Origin of the sequence: Frigoribacterium sp. PhB107, assembly GCF_003751515.1 — a bacterium.
In the GTDB taxonomy this organism is placed as follows: Bacteria; Actinomycetota; Actinomycetes; order Actinomycetales; family Microbacteriaceae; genus Frigoribacterium.
The window spans coordinates 1636052-1659009 of record NZ_RJKU01000001.1; the positions used below are offsets into that span (position 1 = coordinate 1636052).

General features: G+C 71.6%; 20 protein-coding genes and 1 tRNA gene. 13 read left to right on the forward strand and 8 right to left on the reverse strand.

Annotated features, from left to right (window positions below; genetic code table 11):
* Positions 1 to 308 precede the first annotated feature (308 nt).
* Positions 309 to 1451, forward strand: coding sequence for a site-specific integrase (locus EDF18_RS07500; RefSeq protein ID WP_158614646.1), 1143 nt, complete (start codon positions 309 to 311; stop codon positions 1449 to 1451).
* A gap of 30 nt (positions 1452 to 1481) precedes the next feature.
* Here the strand turns inward: EDF18_RS07500 and EDF18_RS07505 are convergent, their stop codons facing one another.
* From EDF18_RS07505 to EDF18_RS07515, 3 genes are all read right to left on the reverse strand, one after another.
* A complete protein-coding gene (locus EDF18_RS07505; RefSeq protein ID WP_369878202.1) occupies positions 1482 to 3347 on the reverse strand; it encodes an ATP-binding protein in 1866 nt (621 codons plus the stop codon).
* Positions 3348 to 3450: 103 nt separating this feature from the next.
* Positions 3451 to 3523 (reverse strand) — tRNA-Arg (locus EDF18_RS07510).
* Between the two features lie 162 nt (positions 3524 to 3685).
* A complete protein-coding gene (locus EDF18_RS07515) occupies positions 3686 to 3973 on the reverse strand; it encodes a hypothetical protein (RefSeq protein WP_123547062.1) in 288 nt (95 codons plus the stop codon).
* A gap of 226 nt (positions 3974 to 4199) precedes the next feature.
* Between EDF18_RS07515 and EDF18_RS07520 the strand changes: the two genes are divergently transcribed.
* From EDF18_RS07520 to EDF18_RS07545, 6 genes are all read left to right on the forward strand, one after another.
* Positions 4200 to 5081, forward strand: coding sequence for a phosphatase PAP2 family protein (locus tag EDF18_RS07520; RefSeq protein WP_133738986.1), 882 nt, complete (start codon positions 4200 to 4202; stop codon positions 5079 to 5081).
* Positions 5078 to 6049, forward strand: a complete 972-nt coding sequence (locus tag EDF18_RS07525) for a DUF429 domain-containing protein (protein ID WP_199732354.1) — start codon at positions 5078 to 5080, stop codon at positions 6047 to 6049. The genes EDF18_RS07520 and EDF18_RS07525 overlap by 4 nt, the downstream gene beginning before the upstream one ends.
* Positions 6050 to 6090: 41 nt before the next feature.
* Entirely contained in the window at positions 6091 to 6612 is a 522-nt protein-coding gene (locus EDF18_RS07530) for a GNAT family N-acetyltransferase (RefSeq protein ID WP_123547064.1), read from the forward strand.
* Between the two features lie 219 nt (positions 6613 to 6831).
* Complete coding sequence (locus EDF18_RS07535) at positions 6832 to 7908, forward strand: hypothetical protein (RefSeq protein ID WP_123547065.1); 1077 nt, start codon at positions 6832 to 6834, stop codon at positions 7906 to 7908.
* A gap of 130 nt (positions 7909 to 8038) precedes the next feature.
* Positions 8039 to 9856 carry a chaplin family protein gene (locus EDF18_RS16750; protein ID WP_123547066.1) on the forward strand — a complete coding sequence of 606 codons (1818 nt, stop codon included), beginning with the start codon at positions 8039 to 8041 and terminating at the stop codon, positions 9854 to 9856.
* Between the two features lie 213 nt (positions 9857 to 10069).
* On the forward strand, positions 10070 to 10468 hold the full coding sequence (locus EDF18_RS07545; protein ID WP_123547067.1) for a hypothetical protein: 399 nt from the start codon (positions 10070 to 10072) through the stop codon (positions 10466 to 10468).
* 150 nt (positions 10469 to 10618) lie between these two features.
* On the opposite strand, the gene EDF18_RS07550 is transcribed toward EDF18_RS07545, so the two are convergent.
* Both EDF18_RS07550 and EDF18_RS07555 read right to left on the reverse strand, forming a co-directional pair.
* On the reverse strand, positions 10619 to 11008 hold the full coding sequence (locus tag EDF18_RS07550; protein WP_123547068.1) for a YchJ family protein: 390 nt from the start codon (positions 11006 to 11008) through the stop codon (positions 10619 to 10621).
* Positions 11009 to 11130: 122 nt separating this feature from the next.
* Entirely contained in the window at positions 11131 to 11550 is a 420-nt protein-coding gene (locus tag EDF18_RS07555; RefSeq protein ID WP_123547069.1) for a VOC family protein, read from the reverse strand.
* A gap of 166 nt (positions 11551 to 11716) precedes the next feature.
* Here EDF18_RS07555 and EDF18_RS07560 point away from each other — a divergent pair, with 166 nt between their 5' ends.
* From EDF18_RS07560 to EDF18_RS07570, 3 genes are all read left to right on the forward strand, one after another.
* Positions 11717 to 12133 carry a hypothetical protein gene (locus EDF18_RS07560; protein WP_123547070.1) on the forward strand — a complete coding sequence of 139 codons (417 nt, stop codon included), beginning with the start codon at positions 11717 to 11719 and terminating at the stop codon, positions 12131 to 12133.
* Positions 12134 to 12269: 136 nt separating this feature from the next.
* On the forward strand, positions 12270 to 13169 hold the full coding sequence (locus EDF18_RS07565) for a metallophosphoesterase (RefSeq protein WP_123547071.1): 900 nt from the start codon (positions 12270 to 12272) through the stop codon (positions 13167 to 13169).
* A 260-nt stretch (positions 13170 to 13429) separates the two neighbouring features.
* The gene (locus EDF18_RS07570; protein ID WP_123547072.1) at positions 13430 to 14446 is read left to right on the forward strand and encodes an NAD-dependent epimerase/dehydratase family protein; all 1017 of its coding nucleotides are present in this window, start codon (positions 13430 to 13432) and stop codon (positions 14444 to 14446) included.
* Positions 14447 to 14487: 41 nt separating this feature from the next.
* On the opposite strand, the gene EDF18_RS07575 is transcribed toward EDF18_RS07570, so the two are convergent.
* Positions 14488 to 15156 carry an HAD-IA family hydrolase gene (locus tag EDF18_RS07575; RefSeq protein ID WP_123547368.1) on the reverse strand — a complete coding sequence of 223 codons (669 nt, stop codon included), beginning with the start codon at positions 15154 to 15156 and terminating at the stop codon, positions 14488 to 14490.
* A 586-nt stretch (positions 15157 to 15742) separates the two neighbouring features.
* On the opposite strand from EDF18_RS07575, the gene EDF18_RS07580 reads away from it, so the two are divergent.
* Positions 15743 to 16645 carry an aminodeoxychorismate lyase gene (locus EDF18_RS07580; RefSeq protein WP_123547073.1) on the forward strand — a complete coding sequence of 301 codons (903 nt, stop codon included), beginning with the start codon at positions 15743 to 15745 and terminating at the stop codon, positions 16643 to 16645.
* Between the two features lie 245 nt (positions 16646 to 16890).
* A complete protein-coding gene (locus EDF18_RS07585; RefSeq protein WP_123547074.1) occupies positions 16891 to 17166 on the forward strand; it encodes a hypothetical protein in 276 nt (91 codons plus the stop codon).
* A gap of 147 nt (positions 17167 to 17313) precedes the next feature.
* Here EDF18_RS07585 and glgX read toward each other — a convergent pair whose 3' ends face one another.
* Positions 17314 to 19392, reverse strand: a complete 2079-nt coding sequence (glgX, locus tag EDF18_RS07590) for a glycogen debranching protein GlgX (protein ID WP_123547075.1) — start codon at positions 19390 to 19392, stop codon at positions 17314 to 17316.
* Between the two features lie 250 nt (positions 19393 to 19642).
* On the opposite strand from glgX, the gene EDF18_RS07595 reads away from it, so the two are divergent.
* Positions 19643 to 20692 carry a hypothetical protein gene (locus EDF18_RS07595; protein ID WP_148050063.1) on the forward strand — a complete coding sequence of 350 codons (1050 nt, stop codon included), beginning with the start codon at positions 19643 to 19645 and terminating at the stop codon, positions 20690 to 20692.
* A gap of 121 nt (positions 20693 to 20813) precedes the next feature.
* On the opposite strand, the gene EDF18_RS07600 is transcribed toward EDF18_RS07595, so the two are convergent.
* Complete coding sequence (locus tag EDF18_RS07600) at positions 20814 to 22763, reverse strand: APC family permease (RefSeq protein WP_123547369.1); 1950 nt, start codon at positions 22761 to 22763, stop codon at positions 20814 to 20816.
* Between the last annotated feature and the right edge of the window lie 195 nt (positions 22764 to 22958).

Below are 22958 nucleotides of genomic sequence, written 5' to 3' on the forward strand. Positions count from 1 at the left end.
GCCCCCCGGCCAACGACCCTGCTCACCGCAGCCGACCTCGCCCGTGAATTCCACGTCACCCTCTCGACGGTCCGGTCTTGGCGCCTAAAGGGACTCGAGGGCAAGCCTGGATACGGCCCAGTCGGCTTCACGGTAGGACGCCGTGTTCTTTACCGGCGCTCCGATGTCGACGCCTGCATCGCCACCAACTCGGGAACGCGCTGATGGGCAGGAAGGCTCTCGGAGTCGGCCATTACGGCCACATCCGAACGAAGGAGCTGGCGAAGAACAAGTGGACAGCGACCGCGACGATACGAGACTCCCTGACCGTGACGACACGCGTCTCCGCACAGGGCACCTCGCCCTCCGATGCCAAGAGGGCACTGAAAGACAAGTTCGAAGAGCGCAAAGCGGCCAATGAGGCGCGTGCGAAGCAGTCCATCGAACAAGCTGAGGAAGAGAGTCGAGCGGCCGAGGACGCCAAGCGCGCACGTGACCGCCGCTCCTTCTCGTATGTGGCCCACCGCTGGCTAAAGGCGTCACAGGGTGAGGGCTTGGCCGTCTCGAGCCGGGTTCGTTACGGAGACCTGCTGCGGCTTCACCTGGAACCAGCTTTTGGTGACGAAGACATCCGTGACATCGGCATCGTGCAGCTCGACGACTTCCTCCAGGAGTTCGTCGAACGTGGGCAGATTTCACAGGCCCGCTCTCTCCGCAGCATGCTCATGAACGTCTTCGGCTACGCGCACAAGAAGCAGTTCGTTCCGTTCAACCCGGCCCGGGCCACAGACTCCGTCAAGCCCAAGACGAGCACCCCGACTGCTCTTCCTGCCGCGGAGCTTGAGAGCATTCGAGATGCAGTTGCTCGCTACATGCGACCCGAACTCGGCCGCGGCGGCCCGACCCCCACCGTGCCCGTCGACCTCATCATCGACACCATGCTGGGCGGCGGAGGACTACGAATCGGCGAGGCCCTGGCTCTGCGCTGGACCGACCTCGACCTTGAGGGCGATGAGCCCACACTGCGAGTGCTCGGAACGACCGTCGAAGTGAGGAACGACCAGAACAACGGAACGGGCCTGCACCGACAGCCACGCACGAAGACGAAGTCGAGCATGCGCGCCGTCCGCGTGCCGGAGTGGCTGCGTACCCGGCTCGCAGAAGCGCCTCGAAACCCGAACAGTGACCTCGTCTTCTGCACCAAGTCGGGCAAGCCTCTCTCGCGAAGCAACATCTATCGAGCGCTGAGGAAGGCTCTCGACGATGCCGGGGTCGAGCACTTCGTCCTCCACGACCTCCGCAAAACAGTCGCGACGGCGGTGGACAAGCACGAGGGGCTTGCGGCTGCCAGCAGCATCCTGGGTCACTCCAACACGGTCATCACCCAGGCCTCGTACGTCGAACGAGCCGAGCTCAAGGCCGACGTCCGAGCCACTCTGGACGCCTTTGCTCCCCGCGCCGAGGTGATTTGACGGCCGTGCGTCAGTTCGTGAGCGTCGGGCTCATTTCGCCATCTGTTGCAGGGCTTGCATCCAATCGCGCACCTCGTCCGCTCCACCCGCCTCGATGAGCAAACTGCGGGTCATTGTGGGAAACACCCGTTCCGCGAGGTACCGCTTGGCAGTTTGCGCCTTGACTGGTTTGAGGTTGGGGTCGGCCTTCATCGCCGCTGAAACGAGCGCAGGCACATCATCGGTTGGCCCGAAACTCACGGTCACACCAAGGGCAGATGTGATCGCATCCGGATGCAGGTAGTTCTCCAATTCCCGGCGCGTGGTCAGACGCGCTGACGAACCATCTGACCGACCATTTACTTGGTCGACCGCCTTCTGGTAACTGGACACGTCATTGTCGTAGAGATGGAACTCAGGGCGCCCGAAGCCCTTGAGATAACGCTCCGACACCCACTGGTGCAGTGTTCCACCACCGAGCAGCACGAACGCGAAGCGGTTGTCAGTCCGTAGGTCGATGAGCGACTCTCCGCCGTCGCAGAGCGCACCGCTTAGAGCCTTCAACCCAGCAACATCGTTCGGCCCCTCGACACAAACTAGGGCTCGAACTCGGTCGTCGGGCAGAACGCCGAGTTCCTGTGCGATTCGGTCCCACGTGTCCTCGTTGGCCGGTCGAACTTGGGGAGCACCGTCGTCGTTTCTCGCCACGAAGCGAAGGCTCTCCGTCGGGAGGTGGCCTGCCAAACCTGGGCTGTGGGTGGTCAGTAGTACCTGACAACCCTCACTTTGGGCCATCTCCTGGAATGACTCGAGAAGGATCTTCTGATTGCGCGGGTGCTGGGACGTCTCGGGTTCTTCAATGGCGTAGATCACGCTCCTCTTCGACCCTTCCTCGATCTGACGCTGCGCCTCAGCCTTGAAGAAGCTCACGAGAACGAGTCGGCGCACACCGCTGCCTCGCTTGTTGATCGGAATTCCATTCCTACCTTCGAGCGTCACGCCGAAAAGAGACGACCACCGGGGATCGTTCTTGAACGAGGCGACCAGACCATCCGCGAGTTCCGGATCTAGTTCTTCGAGGGCCGCGTGCGTCCGCGTCGCCAGCTCTGTCGCTCTTTCCCTCACGATCGAGACGACGCCGGCCAAGGCCTGCTGGACGTCGTTCTCTGCCAGCGCAGCCGTGATGGCAAGCTTCATCGGATCTTGAACTTTGCTGTCCGAGTCGCGGCTCGACCGATCCGACTGGAAGAGCGCAAAGTGAGGGAGCAGCGGCGCAAGTCTTTCCCAGATGCGCTTGGAGTCCTCCTTACTTACGGGAACATCTCTTTCCTCGAGGACCAGTTCCGCTTCGGAGGCCCAGAGCGCTTTGCGCATCGCCGGGTTGCTCGCTTTGTTCACTTCCGCAGCGTCGGCTGGCTCCAGATGTTTGCCCAGCCGTGTCTTCAAGGCTGCGTTGCCGAGCAGAAGTAGGTCATTCAGGTCGTCGTCCACCGGGTGATGGCATACGACGAAGACCTCCTCCTTGGGCTTAGCGCCGGAGCACGTCCATCGCTTTCGGACACGAAGGCGTCCTGTTTGCGTCAGCAAGAACTCATCTTTGAGCGACGTCTCCGCTTGGGCATCGAGCACGATCTTCTCCGGCAGCTCGCTGAAGGTACAGGTCACCTCGAACGCCTGAGCGTCAGAGTCGACGTTCACGTCACCCGCGTCGGCTTTGACGACCTCACTGCCGAAGAAGATCGCCAGGGCTTCGAGAATGGTCGACTTGCCCACGTCGTTCCGGCCGACGATGGTCGTAAGGTCCCCGATGAGCACCTCTTGCTCATCTGTGTAGCCCCGGAAGTTCTTGACAGCTACCGCTTCTAGTCTCAAGCGTCCCCCCCAGGAGCACCTTTGCTCGCCGCGACTGGGCCACAAAACGAGGCATTGTCACGACGAGTCGTTTAGGGCGAGTTTAGGGCGAGTTAGGCCAGAAAAGGCAAAAGGCCCGGTCTCAGACCGGGCCTTTCGTTGTGTCCTGTGCGCCTGGAGGGACTCGAACCCCCAACCTTCTGATCCGTAGTCAGATGCTCTATCCGTTGAGCTACAGGCGCGTTTTCTCGGCCGAATGGCCGGGGGAAACAATACACGACCGACGGCGTCCTCGCGAATCGAGGGCGCCTCCTCGTCTCAGCCCGGCTCTCTGGCGAACGAGGTGACGCGACGAGGGCATCTGCGGCGAGCAGACCCCTCACAAGCGTCACATCGATCGCGAGCTACGGCGCGCGCGGGCCCTCGTGGTCGTCGTCGCGGTCCTCGCGGCGGCCGAGAAGGTCGTCGACGTCGGAGGCGTCGACCGATCCCGTGCGGTCGAGCACGTCGCCGGTGGCCTCGCGACCTGTGACGTGGTCGGGCTCGTCGTCGGTGCCGGGAGCGACGGGCTGCTCCACGTCGCCGTGGTTCTCGGTGCTGCCCGCGACGGGGACCTGCGAGCGGTCGCCGAACTCGGCCGTCTCGTCGGTGACCCCGCCCTGCTGCGGCTCGTTGCTGTTCGTGGTGCTCATCGAGCGCCTCCTCGTGTCGAGCCGACCGTGTCGGCTGATGTGCGTCGATCATGCTCCGGCGAGCCGCCGCGCCTCCCAGGAGGAGGGGGACGCCCCAGGAGGCGGGCCGCAGCAGACGGAACCGGCCCGCTCCGTCAGGTGCCGCCTCCTGTGAGTCGCGCCCTTCTCGACGCATCACCAGGCAGGTGTGAGGCGGCGTCCAGGAGGGGTGCTGTTCTATGGGGAAGTGACTGCAGCCCGCGTTCTCCCGACCTCGAGCGCCGTCCGGCGACACGGGTCTGCCCGGTGGATCGTGGCGGCGGGCGCCTCCGTCGTCGCGTTCGGCGGCGTGTACGTCATGGCCGTGCTCACCGAGACGGGCCAGTCCGTCGAGGACAGCATCCTCAGCTCGGTCGACGACGACCGCCTCCTCGGTTCCGGCTCCGCGCTCGACGCGATCTCGCCCGCAGCGCTCATGCTGCTCGTCGGACTGACGATGCTGGTCGCGTTCCTCCGACGCCGGCCCGGGGCCGCCCTGCAGTCGGGCGTGCTCATCATCGGCGCGACGGTGACGACCCAGGTGCTCAAGCAGCTCGTGCCGCGCCCCGACCTCACCGGCGAGCTGTACGGCAACAGCTTCCCGAGCGGCCACACGACGATCGCCGTCGCCGCCCTCTTCGCCGTGATGACGGCGTTCGGCCGCCACGTGCGCCCGCTCGTGTTCCTCATCGGCACGGCCTTCGCCGCGATCGTCGCCGAGCAGACCGTCGCCTACGGCTGGCACCGCTCGAGCGACATCGTCGGCGCCTGCGCCGTCGCCCTCTTCTGGCTCGCCGCCGTCCGCTTCACGGCCTCGCGCCTCGCAGGGAGGGCCCGCGGCCGCCTCCGCAGCCCCGCCGCCGTCGACGCGGTCGGGCCCAAGGCGTTCGCCCTCACCTCCGGCCTGCTGGGGCTCGCGCTCGTCGCCTGCCTCACGATCTCGGGTCTCGTCTGGGGCATCGGGATCGGCAGCGACATGAGTGTGACGACCTCGACCGGCAGCGGCGTGCTGACGGGCGCCCGGCTCGCCGCGGCCGGGGTCGTGCTCGTCACCGCCTGGGTCGGCTGGAAGCTCGACCGCCGCTCGTGACCGACGCCGGGGCCGAGGCTGCCGACGGTCCTGCCGACCACGGGGCAGCCGGGCAGGGCGCCGACGACTACAGGGCAGCCGGGCAGGGCGCCGACGAGCACAGCTCCACCGACGCCCCGCGCTACCTCGGCGTCGACCTCGCCTGGCGCGACTCCACCCCGACGAAGCCCGCGAACGAGACCGGCCTGGCGGTGATCGCCGCCGACGGGACAGTGCTCGACGCCGGCTGGGCCCGCGGTGTCGACGAGGTGACCGAGTGGGTGCTGCACTGGGCCGCCCCGGGGTCGCACGTCGCGATCGACGCCCCCGTGCTGGTGCCGAACGCGACCGGCATGCGGCCGAGCGAACGGCTCGTCGGCCGTGCCTACGGTCGGTGGCACGTGTCGGCGAACGCCTCCAGCGCCTCCTTGCCGTGGCTCGGCGGACGCACCCTCGGCGAGCGCCTGGCCGCCTCCGGAGCCGTCTACGACGACGGGGTCGAGCCCGTGCCGGCCGACGCCGTCTCGTACTTCGAGTGCTACCCGTACACGACGCTCGTCGGGGCCGCGGAGCTCGGCTACGACGAGCGCCGGCCGCGCTACAAGCGTCCCGACACGACCGTCGCCAAGGAGGAGCGGCGCGGCGCACGCGCGGTCGCCTGCGACGACCTGATCTCGCGCCTGGCCGCCCTCGACTCGGTCGACCCGCCGCTGCGGCTGCTCTCGCACCCGGTGTCGCGCCTCCTCGTCGACGAGCCGTCGCCGCTCGTCGACCGGCCGTACAAGCACCGCGAGGACCTGCTCGACGCCCTCGTCTGCGCGTGGACGGCGTCGATGCGGGCGCAGCGTCCCGAGCGGATGCAGGTGCTCGGGGCGGCCGCCGAGCCCGACGCGCTCGGCCGGCGCGCGACGCTGATCTCGCCCGCGCGCGAGGTGCAGCGGCTCGCCGCGCCCGAGGGCACCGTGCCCGTCGGGCGCGCCCGGCGCTGAGCCGCGCGCGGCAGGCACGCAGCGCGTGGCACGCTGGGCGCATGAGCCCGCGCGTCCCGAGCACCGTCACGATCCGCCGCACGACCGCCGACGACTGGCAGCAGGTGCGCGACCTGCGACTCGAGATGCTCGAGGACACCCCCCTGGCGTACGGCGAGACCCTCGCCACCGGGCTGACCCACGGCGAGGCCGAGTGGCGCTCGCGCGGCGCCCGCGGACAGGCGCCCCACAGCGTGCTGCTCGCCGCCGTCGACGACGAGACCGGCGAGTGGGTCGGCACCATGGGCGGCTACCTCGATGCGCCCGGCAGCCCGATGCTCGTCGGCGTCTACGTGCGGCCGAGCCGCCGAGGCAAGGAGGCGGGGGTCGCCGACGCCCTGCTCGACACGGTGGTCGAGTGGGCGCGCACCGAGGGCTCGGCGCTGACGCTCCACGTCCACGAGGACAACGCGCGCGCGGTCGCCTACTACCGCCGTTGGGGCTTCGAGCCGACCGGCGTCACCGTGCCGTACGTGCTCGACCCCGCGAGCCGCGAGCTGGAGCTCAGGCTGCCGCTCGCCTGATCCCGGGCGCTGCTGTCGTCTCTCGGCCTGCGACGGCAGATGCCCGACGTCGTGGCTCCTCCACAGGAGATCCCCAGACGCGTCCAGGGGTACAAATGAGGGATCTTCGTGGACATCTGCGGCACACCGGCGTAGAAAAGGGGCACAGCGGGGGCAACCACCCCCGTCGGCCGGGCCCAACCACCCCGGCAGCAGCTCAGCGACCGAAGAAGGTGTGCCGTGGATCAGACGGCCGAGGGGACGATGCGGCGACCGGCCGCTCTCTCCTTCGTGCGCCTCCTCGTGGTCTCCGGCCTCGTCGCTCTCGCGGCAGTCGTGCTGAGCCTGTTCTTCTCGTCGACGTCCGCGTCGGCGGCACCGGCCGCTCCCCCGGCCGACTCGTCGCTGCTCGGCGGCGTCACGTCCGCGGTCGGGGGCGTCGTGCAGTCGCTCGACGTTCCCGTCGCCGCCGTCGGGACGACCGCAGGAGGCGCGGCGTCGACGGTCACGCAGGTCGCCACCCAGGCCGCTGCGGTCGCTCCCCCGGTGCAGCAGGTCGTCCAGGCCGTGGCGCCGGTGGTGCCGCAGGCCGTGCAGCAGGTCGCCGCGGCGGCTCCCGTCTCGAGCGTCGTGGCCCCGGTCGCACAGGTCGTCGACACGGTCGTCGCCGCCACCCCCGTCGTCCCCGCCGTCGTCGGCCAGGCACCGGTCTCGGCCGTCACGGCCCCCGTCGCCGGTGTCGTCGACACCGCGCTCAGCAGCACGGGCGACGCGGCGGCAGCACCTGCTCCGGGCCTGCCCGGCGTGCCGGTCCCGCCCGTGACGACTCCCCTGCCCGACCTGCCCGACACGCCCGGTGCGCACGTCGGCGGCTCGCTCCCCTCGACTCCTGCCAGCGGCATCGCAGCCGGCGACGACGCGGCCGCCGCCGCCCTGGCCGACGAGGCGACGGTCGGCTCTGCCGACGTGGTCGCGGCCGACCCCGCCAGCATCCTTCGCGACCGCATCGCAGCGCAGGCGTCCGCCGCCGGTGCTGTCCTTCCCGCAGGCGCGGGCACCCCGGCTCCCGTCTCTCCCCTGCCCGGCGACGACCGCTCGCCCCTCGGCGACGACGGCCTCCCGGGCCTGCCCTCGGGCGGCACCGGGTCGACCGGCTCCGGCTCGGCGGGCGCGGGTGCCGGCTCGGCGGGAGCTGTCGTCGGCGACGCGGCCCGCCCCTCCTCGCTTCCCGGTCTCGCCGTCTCGGCGGGCTCCGCGGACGGCGACGACGATCTCCCGTCGACGCCCACGTACGACACCGACAGCTCCCCCGACTGAGGTCGGTCGCGTCGTCAGGGCCCTGCTGCACCCGCAGCCGGCCCGACAGCAGGCACCTGCCTGCCGACGACACACGCGACCACGCCGCGAGACCGCGGCACCACACCTCATCTCACTCTTGGAGTTCGTCATGAACAAGTACGTCTCGAGAGGGCTCACCGGAGCGCTCTTCGTCGGAGGCCTCTGGGCCCTCGGAACCACCGCCGCGAACGCGGCACCTGCCACCACCGGGGACGACGGGCTGCTCTCGGGCACCCAGGTCCAGGCCGTCGTCGACGCCCCCGTGTCGGCGCTCGGCAACGTGATCTCGGTCGTCGGCGACAGCGCCGCGACGGCGCCGGCGGCCCCTGCTGCCCCTGCGCCTGCTGCCGCACCGGCGCCCGCCCCGGTCACGACGACCAGCGGCGACTCGGGTCTGCTCTCGGGCACGCAGGGAATCATCTCGGTCGACGTGCCGATCACGGTCACCGACAACGCGATCTCGGTCGTCGGCGACACGGCCAGCACGGCTCCGGCCGCGCCCGCGGCTCCTGCCGCACCGGCTCCGACCACAGCGGTCGAGGCTCCCGCGGCGACCACCTCCGGCAGCGACTCGATCGGCGGCGGCACCCAGGCACTCGTCGACGTCGCCCTCCCGGTGACGATCTCGGGCAACGGGCTGTCGCTCCTCGGCGACAGCTCCAGCACAGGCGCCGGCGCACCGGCGACGACGACCCCGACCACGTCGACCCCGGCGACTCCCGGGGCGACGACGAGCGGTGAGGACTCCGTCCTCGGCGGCACGCAGATCGTCCCCGGCGTCTCGGTGCCGGTCACGATCGGCGGCAACGCGGTCAGCGTCCTCGGCGACAGCAGCTCGACCGGCACCACGCCGGCAGTCGGCACGACGCCCTCGACGGGCTCGGGCTCGTCCGGAGCAGGCTCGACGGGCACCACCTCGGGCGACGACGGCATCGCCGGCGGCACCCAGATCGTGCCCGTCATCACCGCACCGGTCACCGCCGGCGGCAACGCCGTCAGCGTCATCGGCGACAGCAGCAGCAGCAGCACCGGCACAGGCACGGGCACCACGCCTGCGACGGGCACCGGCAGCACCACCTCGGGCGACGACGGCATCGCCGTCGGCACCCAGGTCGTTCCCGTGATCACGGCGCCGGTCACCGCCGGCGGCAACGCCGTCAGCGTCATCGGCGACAGCAGCAGCACCGGCACCACCACCGGCACGGGCACCAGCACCACGCCCGCCACCGGCACCAGCGGCACCACCTCGGGCGACGACGGCATCGCCGGCGGCACCCAGATCGTGCCCGTCATCACCGCACCGGTCACGGCTGGCGGCAACGCCGTCAGCGTCATCGGCGACAGCAGCAGCACCGGCACCACCACCGGCACCGGCACCGGCACCACGCCCGCCACCGGCACCAGCGGCACCACCTCGGGCGACGACGGCATCGCCGGCGGCACCCAGATCATCCCCGTCATCACGATCCCGATCGACCTCGGCGGGAACGCCGTGACCGTCATCGGCGACAGCAGCACCGACCCGACGGGCACCACCGGCACCACGCCCGTCGACCCAGGCACCCCCGTCGACCCGGCGGACCCCGGCACCCCGGTGGTCCCCGTGACGCCCGCCTTCCCCTTCGACCCGTCGGACCCCACCACCCCGACGACCGAGGGTGACGGCGACGTCCCGCCGACGACCGGCGGCGGCGAGGTCGTCGTGACGACCGACCCCGGCACCGGCGTGGTGACCGCCTCCACGGTGCGACGCACCGTGTTCGTCTCGACCGCCTCCTCGGCTGGTCAGCCCGTCGCCGCGGCGGCCGACACCTCGGCCCTCGCGTTCACCGGCAGCGAGTCGACGGGCGGCCTCGCGGCCGGCCTGCTGGCCCTCCTCGCCGGGCTCGGACTGCTGCTCGCGGCTCGTCGCCGGGCACGCGCCTGAGCGACGACGCGATCGCACCCGCGACCGCGACGGCAACAGCAACAGCAACAGCAACAGCAACAGCAACAGCGACAGCTCCGCACGGCGGCGCACCGCAGACCGGATCAGGGCCTGCGGTGCGTCGCCGTGCGCGGACGCGTCCGAGCACGGCGGGTGGCGCTAGGTTGTCGCTCGGAGCCCGCTCGGGCGACAGGGGAACTACACGGGGGACGCATGGCCGACAGCAGCTACGACTACTTCTTCACGGGACCGCACGACGACTCGCGCAGGCTCGTCGACCACGTGGCCCAGGCGCAGGGGTTCCGGCTCGAGCAGATGCCGAACGGCAGCACCAAGGCCGTGCGCGGCGACCTCACCAAGACGCTGTTCCTGGGGGTCTTCGCCGGGAAGGCGTTCCACGTCGTGCTCTGGCTCCAGTACTTCGTCGACGACTCCGACCGCCTCGTGGTGCGCCTCAGCCGCGACCTCGGCACCGGTCTCGTCAAGGGCGGGGCGCTCGGCGCGGCCCGGTCGCAGGAGGCGTTCGCCGAGCTCGCCCACGCCCTCGGCCGTGCGTCGACGGGCGGGCAGCTCGACCCCGGCGCGCACCCGCAGGGCACCCCGCAGCCCTAGCCCGGACCTCGCACCGCGTGCCCCGCGCGGGCTGTTCTGCAGAGTCGGCGGGTTCGCGTAGCTCCCGGCGGGTGAGCGCCCACCCGCCACCGACGACGGGAACCCGCCGCACGCCGAATCCACCCGCCGAGGGCGACGGGAACCCGCCGGCTAGCTGGGCACGCCGTCGACGTACAGCCACCGGCGCGAACGGTCGCGCACGAACCGGCTGACCTCGCGCTGCACCTCGGCGTCCCCGTCGACCCGGCGGTGCGCCGCGAACTCGACCACGCCCTGGTCGTCGAGCGGCCCGCCACGCTCGGTCCGCAGCACGTCGAGCCGGAACCACCGCGCCGTCGGGTCGAGCTCCAGCTCGTCCGGACGGGTCGACGGGTGCCACGTCTCGAGCAGCCAGCCGACGTCGCCGACGGCGAACGCCGAGTACCGCGAGCGCATCAGCCGCTCGGCGGTGGGAGCCGGCACGACGTGCGCGTGCAGGGGCCCGCAGCACGCCCCCCAGGTCTCGCCGCTCAGGCAGGGGCAGCGTGCGGAGTCGTCCATCCCTCCATCATCGTCGACCGCGCGCGCCAGCTCGGCACGCGACCGCCCGCAGGAGGTGCGGCACGGCTGCCCGGCCGCCCCGCACCTCCTCGGCTCCCTCGCCCTGGGTCGACCTCGGCGCCTCAGGCCGCCTCGCCGCCGATGTTCACCATCCAGTGGATGCCGAACCGGTCGTCGAGCTGGCCGAAGCTGTCGCCCCACGGCGCCTTCGCGAGCTGCTCGTGGACCGTGCCGCCCTCGGCGAGCGCGGCGAACCAGCCGGTCAGCCTGTCCTCGTCCTCGGCGGCGCCGAAGAGCGAGAGCGAGATCGCGTTCTCGCTCTCGAGCGGGACCGAGTCGGGCCGGTCGGCCGCCATGAGGAGGAGCCCGTGCGGCGTCGCGAGCTGCCCGTGCATGACCTTGTCGCCCTCGCCCTCGCCGCCCATGCCGAACTCGGAGTAGCTGCTGTAGGTGGGGACGCCGCCGAAGACGGAGGCGTAGAAGTCGAGTGCCTCGCGGGCCTGGGTGCGGAACGCGAGATACGGCGTGAGCTGGACGGACATCGGTGCTCCCTCGGTCGTGTCGCCGGCACGTCGGGAGGGCGGCGCGGGCCGGCGACCACGCTGCCTCCCGGCATGATGGCAGCGTCGAGGAGGCGCCACCACCCCCGGCCGGGTCGGCCCCGAACTGGGCCTGACCGCGCACCGCCCGCCCTGCCACAGTGGGCACATGGCCACCCCTCCGCCCCCGGGCACCCACCCCGTGCTCGAGCCGGAGCTCGTGTTCGCGCACGTCCGGGCCCGCCTCGAGGCGAGCACCATCCACGGCGACCCGCGCGGCGGCCGGGAACGACTGCCGCGGCTCTCCCGGTCGGCGACCGCGAAGGCGCTGACGGCGGGCGGCTTCCGCACCCTGACCGGCCTGAACGTGTCGCCGTCCGACCTGAACAAGGACGGCACGCAGTTCCTCGACGACACCGAGACGGTGCTGCTCGAGACCCTCGCGCTCGGTCGCCGCTTCTACGGCCTCTACGTCGAGCCGCAGAACCCCTCGCACGAGCAGTGGGACGCGGTCACCGCGATGTTCGCCGAGCTCGGCGCCAAGCTCGACGCGCGCCTCGGGCCCGTCGAGCAGTTCCTGGCCTAGCCGCGCCGACCGGTCGCGTGCCCGCACGCCCGGATGCCCGCACGCCGAGGGCGGGCATCCGGCGCCGAGGGCGGGTCCCGCGCGACCCGCCCTCCAGCACGATCACCCGCCGTCGGCCAGTGAGTAGGGTCGGCGCATGTTCGCCCTTCCGCCCGGAGCCCTGCGCGTCGTCCACCTGAGCGACTCCCACCTGAGCGGCGACGGGAGCCTGCACCAGGGGTCCGTCGACACGCTCGCCGCCCTCGACCGCGTCCTCGCCGAGGCGGCCCGGGTCGACGGCGTCCGGCTGCTCGTCGGCTCGGGCGACCTGTCGGACGACGGGAGCACCGCCTCCTACGCCCTGCTGCGCGACCGGCTCGAGGCCTGGGCCGCGAGCCGGGACGGGCAGGTCGACGTCGTCCTCGTGCCCGGCAACCACGACCTGCGCGCCGGCTTCACGGAGGTGCTCGGCGACGGCCACCTCGCGCACGGCGCCCAGCCCTGCGCCACGGAGCCCGTCGACGGCGTCTCGCTCGTCGACGGCTGGCGCGTCGTCACACTCGACACCTCGGTGCCGCGGGCCGGCTACGGCCTGCTGCGACCGGAGCAGCTCGACCGCCTCCGCGACCTGCTCGCCGAGCCGGCCCCGCGCGGCAGCGTGGTCGTGCTGCACCACCCGCCGCTCCCCGCGCCCACCACGCTTCACGAGTCGCTGGCGCTGCAGGCTCCGGAGGCGCTGGCGGAGGCACTCGAGGGAACGGACGTCCGCGTCGTCCTCGCCGGCCACTACCACCGCCCCGTGGTCGGCTCCCTGGCGGGGGTGCCCGTGCTCGCGGCCCCGGCGGTCGCGAACGAGACCGACGTCTGCGCGCCGCACGGCACGGAGCGGGCCGTGCGCGGGTCAGGGTTCCTCATCGTCGACCTGCTCCCCGACGGCTCGGTGCGCTCGACGCCGGTGCGGGTGCACGACGAGCACGACGGCGCCGAGGTGTTCGTCCTCGACGAGGAGGCGGTGCGCGCGATCGCCGTGGCCGCCGGCGCCCCGGCCCCCGCCTGATCCCTCCCTCCCCTCCGCCTCCCCCGCGCGCTCCCGCTCCCTCACCTCCCCCTGACTGCGTGAGTTGCCCCGAACGGTCGCCTCCGAGACTGCCAGGCAGCCGTTCGGGGCAACTCGATGCTCCAGGGAGCAGCCCGCAGCACGTCGCCCTCCCGGGCGGCGGCCCAGGCGCGCCGCGTAGGCTCGACGGGACGTCAGGTCCGCGACAGCAGCCCCAGGCGTCCACACCTGTCCGAGAGCTATGCGAGGGAGACCGCAGCATGCGCGTGGTCGTCGTCGGAGCCACCGGCAACCTGGGCACGGCCCTGTTGACGCGGCTCCAGTCCGAAGCCGACGTCACCGAGCTGGTCGGCATCGCCCGTCGTGCGCCCCGCACGGCCTCGCCGCCGTACGGCGACGTCCAGTGGTTCACCCTCGACGTCGGCGACGACGCCTCGCCCGACCGGCTGGCGCGCGCCTTCGTCGGCGCCGACGCCGTCGTGCACCTCGGCTGGGCGCTGCAGCCCAGCCACGACCGTGACGCGATGTGGCGCACCAACGTCGTCGGGACCCGCCACGTGCTCGACGCCGTCGCCCTGGCCGGGGTGCCGCACGTGCTCGTCGCGTCGTCCGTCGGCGCCTACAGCCGCGGCCCCAAGTCGCGTCGCGTCTCGGAGTCCTACAAGACCAAGGGCGTGCGCCGGTCGAGCTACTCGAAGCACAAGGCGGTCAACGAACGACTGATGGACGCGTGGGCCGTGAAACACCCCGACGTCGTCCTGACCCGGATGCGTCCCGGGCTGGTGTTCCAGCCTGCCGCCGCGAGCGAGATCATCGGCCTGTTCCTCGGCCGCTGGGTCCCGACCCGGTGGATGCAGCACCACCGCCTCCCCTTCCTCCCCCTCGCGCCGCGCTTCGTGTCGCAGGTCGTGCACGCCGAGGACGTCGCCGACGCCTTCTGGCGCGCGATCGACCGCCGGGTCGGTGGGGCCTTCAACCTCGCGGCCGAGCCGATCGTCGATCCGCAGATGGTGGCGGAGGCGTTCGGCACGCGGCTGCTTCCGGTGCCCTACCGCGTGATGCGCGCCGCGGCGCTCGTGACGTGGCTGCTGCGCCTGCAGCCGACGGAGCCCGGCTGGCTCGACATCGCCGCCAAGGTCCCCGTCATGTCGACGGACGCCGCACGCGAGCAGCTCGGCTGGACGCCCCGGCACTCCTCCGGCGACACGCTGCGCGCCTTCGCCCGCGCGATCGGCCGGCGCGACTCGCACGCCGGCTCGCACCCGCTCAGCGGCTGACGGCCGCCCGGGCGCTGCCGCCCAGGCGCTGCCGCCCAGGCTCAGAGCGTGATCGTGAGCAGCCCGTCGTCGCCGAGCTCGACCACGGCGCCGCGGTAGTCCGTGATGCGCGTCAGCCCCTCGGCGGCCGGCCCGTCGTGGTCGCCCACGACCACGACCTGGGCCCCGGAGGCGCGCGCGGCCTGCAGCCCCGCCTCCGCGTCCTCGAAGACGACGACGTCGCCCGGGTCGACGCCCAGCAGCTCGGCCGCCCGCAGGTACCCGTCGGGAGCGGGCTTGCCGACGGGCACGTCCTCGGAGGCGAGCACGACCGCGGGCAGCCCGACCCCCGCGACGGCGGTGCGGGTCCGCGCGATGTTCCCCGGGGCGCTCGTCACGAGCGCGACGAGCTGCCCGGGCAGCGCGGCGACGAACGCGGCCGCGCCGGGGATCTCCACCACGCCGTCGGGGGCCTCGCCCTCGACCGACAGCAGGGCGTCGACGTGCCGGAGCACCGCCTCCTCGTCCAGCTCGGGCAGGAACCGCCTGACCGTGTCCGCGGTCTGCCGGCCGTGCGCGAAGGCCAGCACCTCGCCGGGGTGCAGGCCGAGCGGGCCGCACCACTCGGTCCAGATGCGCTCGACCAGGGCGGTCGAGTCGACGAGCGTCCCGTCCATGTCGAAGACGACCGCCCGGGCGGTCACGGTCGTGCGGGGCTGCTCGGAGCTCATGGCGCCAGTCTGTCGCACGACGGTGGGCAGGACGGCCGTGGACGGCAGGGTGGTGGCCGGCAGGGTGGTGGCCGGCACGGTCTCGGGCAGGACGGGGGACCTCGCCGGGGTACGGGCCCGGCCGAGCTGCTCCGTGCAGCCTGTGCATGCCGTGCGCGTCCGCTGGCCCCCTTCCGGGGCACTCGACGGAACGCGTAGCCTTGTCGGGTCGGGACCTCACCGGTCCCACAGGATGTCGCTCACCGCGAGCGTTCCCTGCCCGTGAAGCTCACGCTCGCGGAGCGGCATCCGGGTCGCGCTCCTCGCTCGAGGGGCGCGGCCCCTCCTCGGAGGGGACGGCAGGCCGGCAGCGGCAGGCCTGCCCCTCGTGACCCTCCGCAGCGATCGTCCCTGCGTGAAGCTCCGACGGTGCGGAGAGCCACGTGCCTGCTCGAGGCGGGCTCCGCCAGCCTACGGCTGCAGACGACGTCCCGGCAGGGGTTGACTCTGAAGGAAAAGCCTGGTCATCATCTACTTTCGCTAGACGTTCTGACTAGTCCGCCTAGCGACCGTCCTGGAGCCCTGGGGCGCTGCTAGCGTCGCCCTCATGACCGACGCCCCGCCTCCCGTCCTCGTGCTGATCGACCGAGCGGCCGCGGGCGGGCCGCCGCGGGCTCCCGGCGAGACGGGCTGGCGGGCCGTCGATCCGTCCGAGCACACGATCCACGTCACCGACCTCGGCGTCACCCGCGGCGACGGGATCTTCGAGGGCCTCGGCGTCTCGAACGGCTCGATCCAGGCGCTGGAGCCGCATCTCGCCCGGCTCGCCCGCTCGGCGGCCCTGCTCGACCTGCCCGAGCTCGACCTCGACGTGATCCGGGCCGCCTGCCTCGAGTCGGCGAGGCTGCACGAGCCCGCGCCGCTCCTCCTGCAGAAGCTCGTCGTGACCCGGGGCATCGAGGGAGGCGACGGGACGCCGACGGCGTGGGTGCGCACCGAGCTGATGCCCGACCACGACGCCGAGCGCCTGCACGGCATCCGCGTCGTGTCGCTCGACCGCGGCTACCGGCACGACGTCGCGCAGACCTCGCCGTGGCTGCTGCAGGGCGCCAAGACGCTGTCGTACGCCGTCAACAAGAGCGTGCTGCGCGAGGCCGCCCGCCGGGGAGCCGACGACGTGCTCTTCGTGAGCAGCGACGGCTACGCGCTCGAGGGGCCGTCGGCGTCGCTGATCGCTCGTCTCGACGGCGTGTACGTCACGCCGCGCACCGACCAGGGGATCCTCGAGGGCACGACCCAGGCCGCCGCCTTCGAGGTGCTGCGCTCGCTCGGGCACGAGGTCGCCGAGGTGCTGCTGCCGATGGACGAGGTACGCCGGGCCGACGCGCTCTGGCTCGTCTCGAGCGGCCGGCTGGTCGCGCCCCTCTCGTCGCTGGACGGCGAGCCGGTGACGGTCGACGCCGAGGTCACCCGGCAGCTTGCCGACGCGCTCGTCGACCGGCGCGTCTGACCCGGCGGGGCCGACCCGGCGCGCCCGACGCGGCACCCGCGACGCGGCGCGCCCGACGCGGCGCGTCCGACAGGTCGTGCGCGCGGCCCATGTGGTGACGCGGGTATCCGCGACGCGAACAATAGTTAGGTGAGCTAGACACTTCCAGGGTCGACTGCGACAGTGGGAACGTGCTGATTCACGGCGGCACAGCCATCATCCGCAGTTCGATCAGGCGTTCGCAGGGCGCCAGGAATGAGCCGAACATGAACACTGACGCACCCCGTCCCCCCGCCCCCTCCGTGTCGGCCCGCGAGCTCGCGGCCCTCGACCCGGAACAGCTCGTCCAGCACGTCCGCTCCCGGGTCGACGTCACCAGCGGCAGCTTCTACCGACGCGAGTCCAGCGTCGCCCCGATCCGCATCGCCGCCTACCCGAAGCGCCGCCGCACCTCTCGGACGCCCCGCGTGCCCGTCGTCGCAGCAGGCCCGTCCTACGCCGACTTCTTCGTCGAGCACGCACGTCAGCTCGCGACGGCCTGACGCCGCCGACCCGACCACACGCCGGAGGGCGGGCACCCCTGGGTGCCCGCCCTCCGGCGTTCTCGTGCGGTCCTGTTCCGAGGACCGGCTCGACCCGACCCGAGGAGGCGACGCGCGCCTCCTCGGGTCAGCTCTCGCCTGGTGCCCCTAGGAGGCGCGGCTGCGGAGCAGCGTGAAGCTCGCGTCGCGCACGAGCAGCGTCGTCACCGGACCCTCGACCTGCTGGTCGGGATCGCTCGAGCTCGCGAGCTCCCATTCGCCGTGGGGCGCCTCGGGCACCTGGAACTCGACCACGCTCGTCGAGCCGTTGGTCAGGTACGCGAAGGCGTCGGCGTCCTTGTGCGTGAGCACGAAGGTGATCGCCTTGTTCTCGCCCTGCTGCCAGTCGCCCGTCGAGAACGAGTGGTCGTCGGCCCGGCGCACCTGGACGTGGTCGTCGCTCTCGACCTCGGGCGCGTAGCGGAACCAGTCGGGGCGCAGCGCCGGGTTCTCGCGACGCAGCGTGATCAGCTCGGTCGTGAAGGCGAGCAGGTCGCGGTCGGCGCGCTCCCAGTCGAACCACGAGATCTCGCTGTCCTGGCAGTAGGCGTTGTTGTTGCCGCCCTGGCTGCGCGCGATCTCGTCGCCGCCGAGGATCATCGGCACGCCCGCACTGATGAGCAGCGTCCCGAGGAAGTTGCGGCGCTGGCGGTCGCGGTACTCGTTGACGGCGCCGTCGTCGGTCGGGCCCTCGACGCCGCCGTTGAACGACTTGTTGTCGCTCTCGCCGTCCTGGTTGTCCTCGCCGTTGGCGTCGTTGTGCTTCTCGGCGTACATCGTCAGGTCGGCCAGCGTGAAGCCGTCGTGCGCCGTGACGAAGTTGACGCTCGAGAGCGGCGAGCGCCGTGAGTCCTCGTAGACGTCGGGGCTGCCGAGCACGCGGTCGGAGAAGGTCGACAGGACGCCGGGCTCGCCGTTCCAGAACTCGCGGACGTCGTCGCGGAACTTGCCGTTCCATTCCGACCAGTCGGCCGGGAAGCCGCCGACCTGGTAGCCGGCGGTGTCCCACGGCTCGGCGATCATCTTGACGCTCTGCAGCACCGGGTCCTGGTGGATCAGCGTGAGGAACGCGCTGTGCTCGCTGGCCTCGCCGCCCTGACGGGTCAGCGTCGTCGCCAGGTCGAAGCGGAAGCCGTCGACGTGCATCTCGGTGACCCAGTAGCGCAGGCTGTCCATGATCAGGCCGAGCGCCGCCGGGTGGCTGACGTTGAGGCTGTTGCCGGTGCCGGTGGTGTCGAAGTACGCCGACTCCTCGCCCTCGACCAGGCGGTAGTACGACGCGTTGTCGATGCCCTTGAACGAGATCGTCGGACCCATGTGGTTGCCCTCGGCCGTGTGGTTGTAGACGACGTCCATCCACACCTCGAGGCCGGCCTCGTGGAAGGCCTTGACCATGGCCTTGAACTCGGCGACCTGGCCGCCTCGCGTGCCCGCCGCCTCCGAGGCGTACTCGTCGTGCGGCGCGAAGAAGCCGATGGAGTTGTAGCCCCAGTAGTTGCGGAGGCCCTTCTCCTCGAGGTGGCTGTCCTGCACGAACTGGTGCGTGGGCAGCAGCTCGACGGCGGTGACGCCGAGGTCGGTGAAGTACTTGATCGCGGCCGGGTGCGCGAGGCCCGCGTAGGTGCCGCGGATCTCCTCGGGCACGTCCGGGTGCTGCTGCGTGAAGCCCTTCACGTGGACCTCGTACACGACCGTGTCCTCGAGGGCGGTCAGCGGGCGCTCGTCGGAGCCCCAGTCGAAGTCGCGGTCGGCGATCACGTTGCGCGGCATCGCCGACGCGGAGTCGGTCGTGTCCATCGTCTCGGGCTCGTCCATGTCGTGGCCGAACACGGCCTGGCCCCAGTCGAAGCGGCCGTCGAGGGCCGTGGCGTAAGGGTCGAGAAGCAGCTTGTTCTCGTTGTGGCGGAGGCCGGCGGCCGGGTCCCAGGGGCCTGCGACACGCAGGCCGTAGCGGGATCCGACGCGCGCCTCCTCGACGACGGTGTGGAAAACGTGGCCGGTGCGCTCGGTGAGCTCGAAGCGGGTCTCGGTGCCCGCGGCACCCGCGGTGCCGTCGGTGCCGTCCGCGTCGTCGAACAGGCAGAACCAGATCTTGTCGGCGGTCTCGGAGTACACGGCGACGTGGGCGCCGCCGCCCTCGAGGGGCGTGACGCCGAGGGGGTAGGGCATGGAGCGGGAAGCGGTCATGCACCAGACATACAGGCTGCGCGGCTGCAGGGGCCAAGCTGAGCGCCCGGCCCGCTGTACCCCGCCGCGCCGCGCCGCCTCTCCCCCGCCCTTCTTGACTCCGTTCGGACAAAGTGCCGCGCTACAGCGCGTCATCCTGTCCGGAAGACATCCCGAAGGCGATTCCTCCCCAGCAGCCTTCACAGGTCGCCTCTCCCCGGCAGCAGCCTCCTGCGACGCGGGCGTCCTCCTGGAGAACGACACTCGGCGCATGACTGCACCTGACCCGTTCCGCGTCCCGCTGAGCTTCGCGGCGACCTACGGTGACGCGAAGGAGGCTCGGGCGCTGAGACGAGGCCACGAACGGGGAGACATGCATCGTGTGCGCCGAGGCGTGTACGTCGCTGCGGCCGCCTGGACAGCTCTCGACGACCGTGGCCGTCACGTCGTCACCGTCCGTGCAGCGCTGGCAGGACATCCTGCTCGGCTCGTGGCGTCCCACGACTCGGCCGTCGCCGTCCACGACCTGCCGCGCGTCCACCGCGCCTTCGGCGAGGTCGTGCAGCTCGTCGATCCTCTCCGCGCCGAGGCCCGCCGCGCTCGTCTCGTCCACGTGCGTCCGGGCGAGCTCGCCGCCCGCGACGTGGTCGAAGTCGCGGGCGTTCCGTCGACGTCCCTCTCGCGCACCGTCGTCGACGTGGCCAAGTCCGCGTCGTTCGGAGACGCCGTCCTCTGTGCCGACGCGGTCCTCCGGCGCATCGTCCTCAGCGGTCGGCACGATGCGGGGCCCCACGTCGATGAACGGCTCGCCCGGGTCCGAGCCGATCTGCTCGCCTCGGTCGGCCCCGGCGACCGTCGAGGGGGGAGCGCGGCAGCACGCGTGATCGAGTTCGCGTCTCCGTGGGCGGAGAACGGCGGCGAGTCCCTGGCCCGGATCGTGCTGCACGAACTCGGCGTCGAGGCACCCGTCCTGCAGAAGGTCGTCACGGTGCACGGCCGGTTCGCGGGGAGAGGCGACATGCACCTGCCCGACGACGGCGCCCTGCTCGAGTTCGACGGCATGGAGAAGCTCGTCGACGGGAAGATGCTCGCCGGACGTTCGACCGCTGAGGCCCTCCGACAGTTGAAGGCACGCGACCGGGAACTTCTGCGCTCGAGTGAGGTGCGCACGGTCGTGCACTTCGACCTCCTCGACGTCGTGCACCCTGCACGGCTGGCAGACCTGCTCCGCGCGGCACACGTCGCCGTCGATCCCCGCCGCGTGCGCACGGCAACGCGCCTCGCGGCCGTCCGGTTCGCGCCTCCTGACTCGCCAGACTGACGCGTTCCGGACGGGATGACGCGCTCTTGCGCCTCAATTTGTCCGGAACGCGTCAAATGAGGACGCAAGGGCTGCCCGTGCTAGAGCCGGCGAGAAACTGAGCTGGCCGGCGGCGCGGCGGCTAGCTGACGTGCACGTCGGGGCGGCGCGAGCGGTGCGGCTCCGCCTGCCGCAGCACCTCGCGCGTCACGGGCGCCACCTCGCCGGCCCCGGTGACCAGGAACCGCCCCATGTTCGACAGCGGGCTGCCCTCGGTCCACTCGAAGTAGACGTCGGGCACGACCCCGGTCTCGTCGCGCACCGCGAGCAGCACCGACGCGATCGTGTTGGGCACGGCCCCGCTCGTGACGCGCAGCACGCGGTAGCCGTGCACGACGCACCCAGTGACCTCGAGGTCCTCCTCGAAGTCGGACGAGTCGCCCGGGTGCACCTCGAGGAAGATCACGGGAGAGCGCTGCGGGATGCCGCTGTACTTGCGCTCGGCGCTCAGCTTCTTCTTGTAGATCTCGGCGACCTCGCGGCCCGGCTCGTGCGCGATGATCCGGATCGAGCCGTACTCGTCGGCGTCCTCGCGGACGTAGCCGAGCGACGTGTCGTCGAACGAGATCGACGTCGCGCGCAGCTGGAACGACCGCCGCACGCGCGAGATCAGCGACACCGCCATGATGCCCACGATGAAGATCGCGGCGATCCGGACGCCGTCGGGACGCTCGACCACGTTGACGACGGTCGTGTAGACGAAGACGACCGCGATGACGCCGAAGGCGACGGTCCGCTTGCGCTGACGCGCCCGGCGGGCGGACAGGGTCACCGCCACGGAGGCGCTGGTGATGAGCACGAGCACTCCGGTCGCGTACGCCCCGCCCTGGGCGTCGACGTCGGCGTCGAACACGATCGTGATGACGAAGGCGATCACCGTGAAGACGAGCACGAGCGGCCGCACGGCCCGCGCCCACTGCGGCGCCATGCCGTAGCGCGGCAGGTAGCGGGGCACGATGTTGAGCAGCCCCGCCATCGCCGAGGCGCCGGCGAACCAGAGGATGCAGATGGTGGCGACGTCGTAGAGGGTGCCGAACCCGTTGCCGAGGTAGGCGTGCGCGAGGTAGGCGAGGGCACGGCCGTTCGCCTCGCCTCCCGACTGGAACTCCTCCTGCGGGATCAGCAGCGTGGTCACGAAGCTCGACAGGATGAGGAACGAGCTCATGATGATCGCGGCCGACGTGAGCAGGCGGCGTGCACCGCGGATCCGGCCGAGCGGCTGCTGCGGGGTGTCGCTCGCGTCGCCGGTGATCTGCGGCATGACGGCGACGCCGGTCTCGAAGCCCGACAGGCCGAGCGCGAGCTTCGGGAACACGATCAGCGCGATGCCCACCATGACGAGCGGGTTGCCGTGCTGCACGGTCAGCGCCTGCCACCAGTTGCCGATGACGACCGGGTTCTCGGCGACGTGGGCGAGCGCCACGGCGATCACGACGAGGTTCAGCGCCAGGAAGACGCCGACCAGGACGACGGCGATGCCGATCGCCTCCTTGAACCCCCGGAGGAACACCGCGGCCAGCAGCGCGACCAGGAACAGCGTGATCGGCACCTCGGCCCCGTGGAACCACGACGGCGCGAAGGGGTTCTCGACGGCGTGCGCCGTGGCGTCGGCGGCCGAGAGGGTGATGGTGATCATGAAGTCGGTGGCGGCGAAGCCGAGCAGCACGAGCACGAAGACCTTGCCGCCCCACCAGGGCAGCAGGCGCTCGAGCATCGCGATCGAGCCCTCGCCGCGGGGGCTCTCGCGGGCCACGCGGCGGTAGACGGGCAGCGCGCCGAAGAGGGTCAGCAGCACGAGCACGATCGTCGCCAGCGGCGAGAGCAGGCCGGCCGCGACGGCGGCGATCGCCGGCTGGTAGCCGAGGGTCGAGAAGTAGTCGACCCCGGTGAGGCACATGACGCGCCACCACGAGTGCGTCTTCTCGACGGTGGTGGCGTGCGGCCCCTGGTGGGCGCCGCTGTTCTCGGAGAGGCCGCCCAGCAGCCAGCCACGGAGGCGCGACCCCGACGTGCGGGAGAGCGCCGGTTCCAGCGCGTCGGCGTCGCGCTGCTCGGACGTCGTGGACACGGTGACCTCTCGTCGCTCGTCGCACCCGGGACGGCTCGACGGAGCAACGCTACGCCCGGCGCGAGGCGGCACGGGGCGGTGGGGCGTAAGGATGTCGTGAGGACTTCGGACGTCCCCGACAGGCTCCCAGCGTGCCCACGGCGGACATGCAGATCGCGT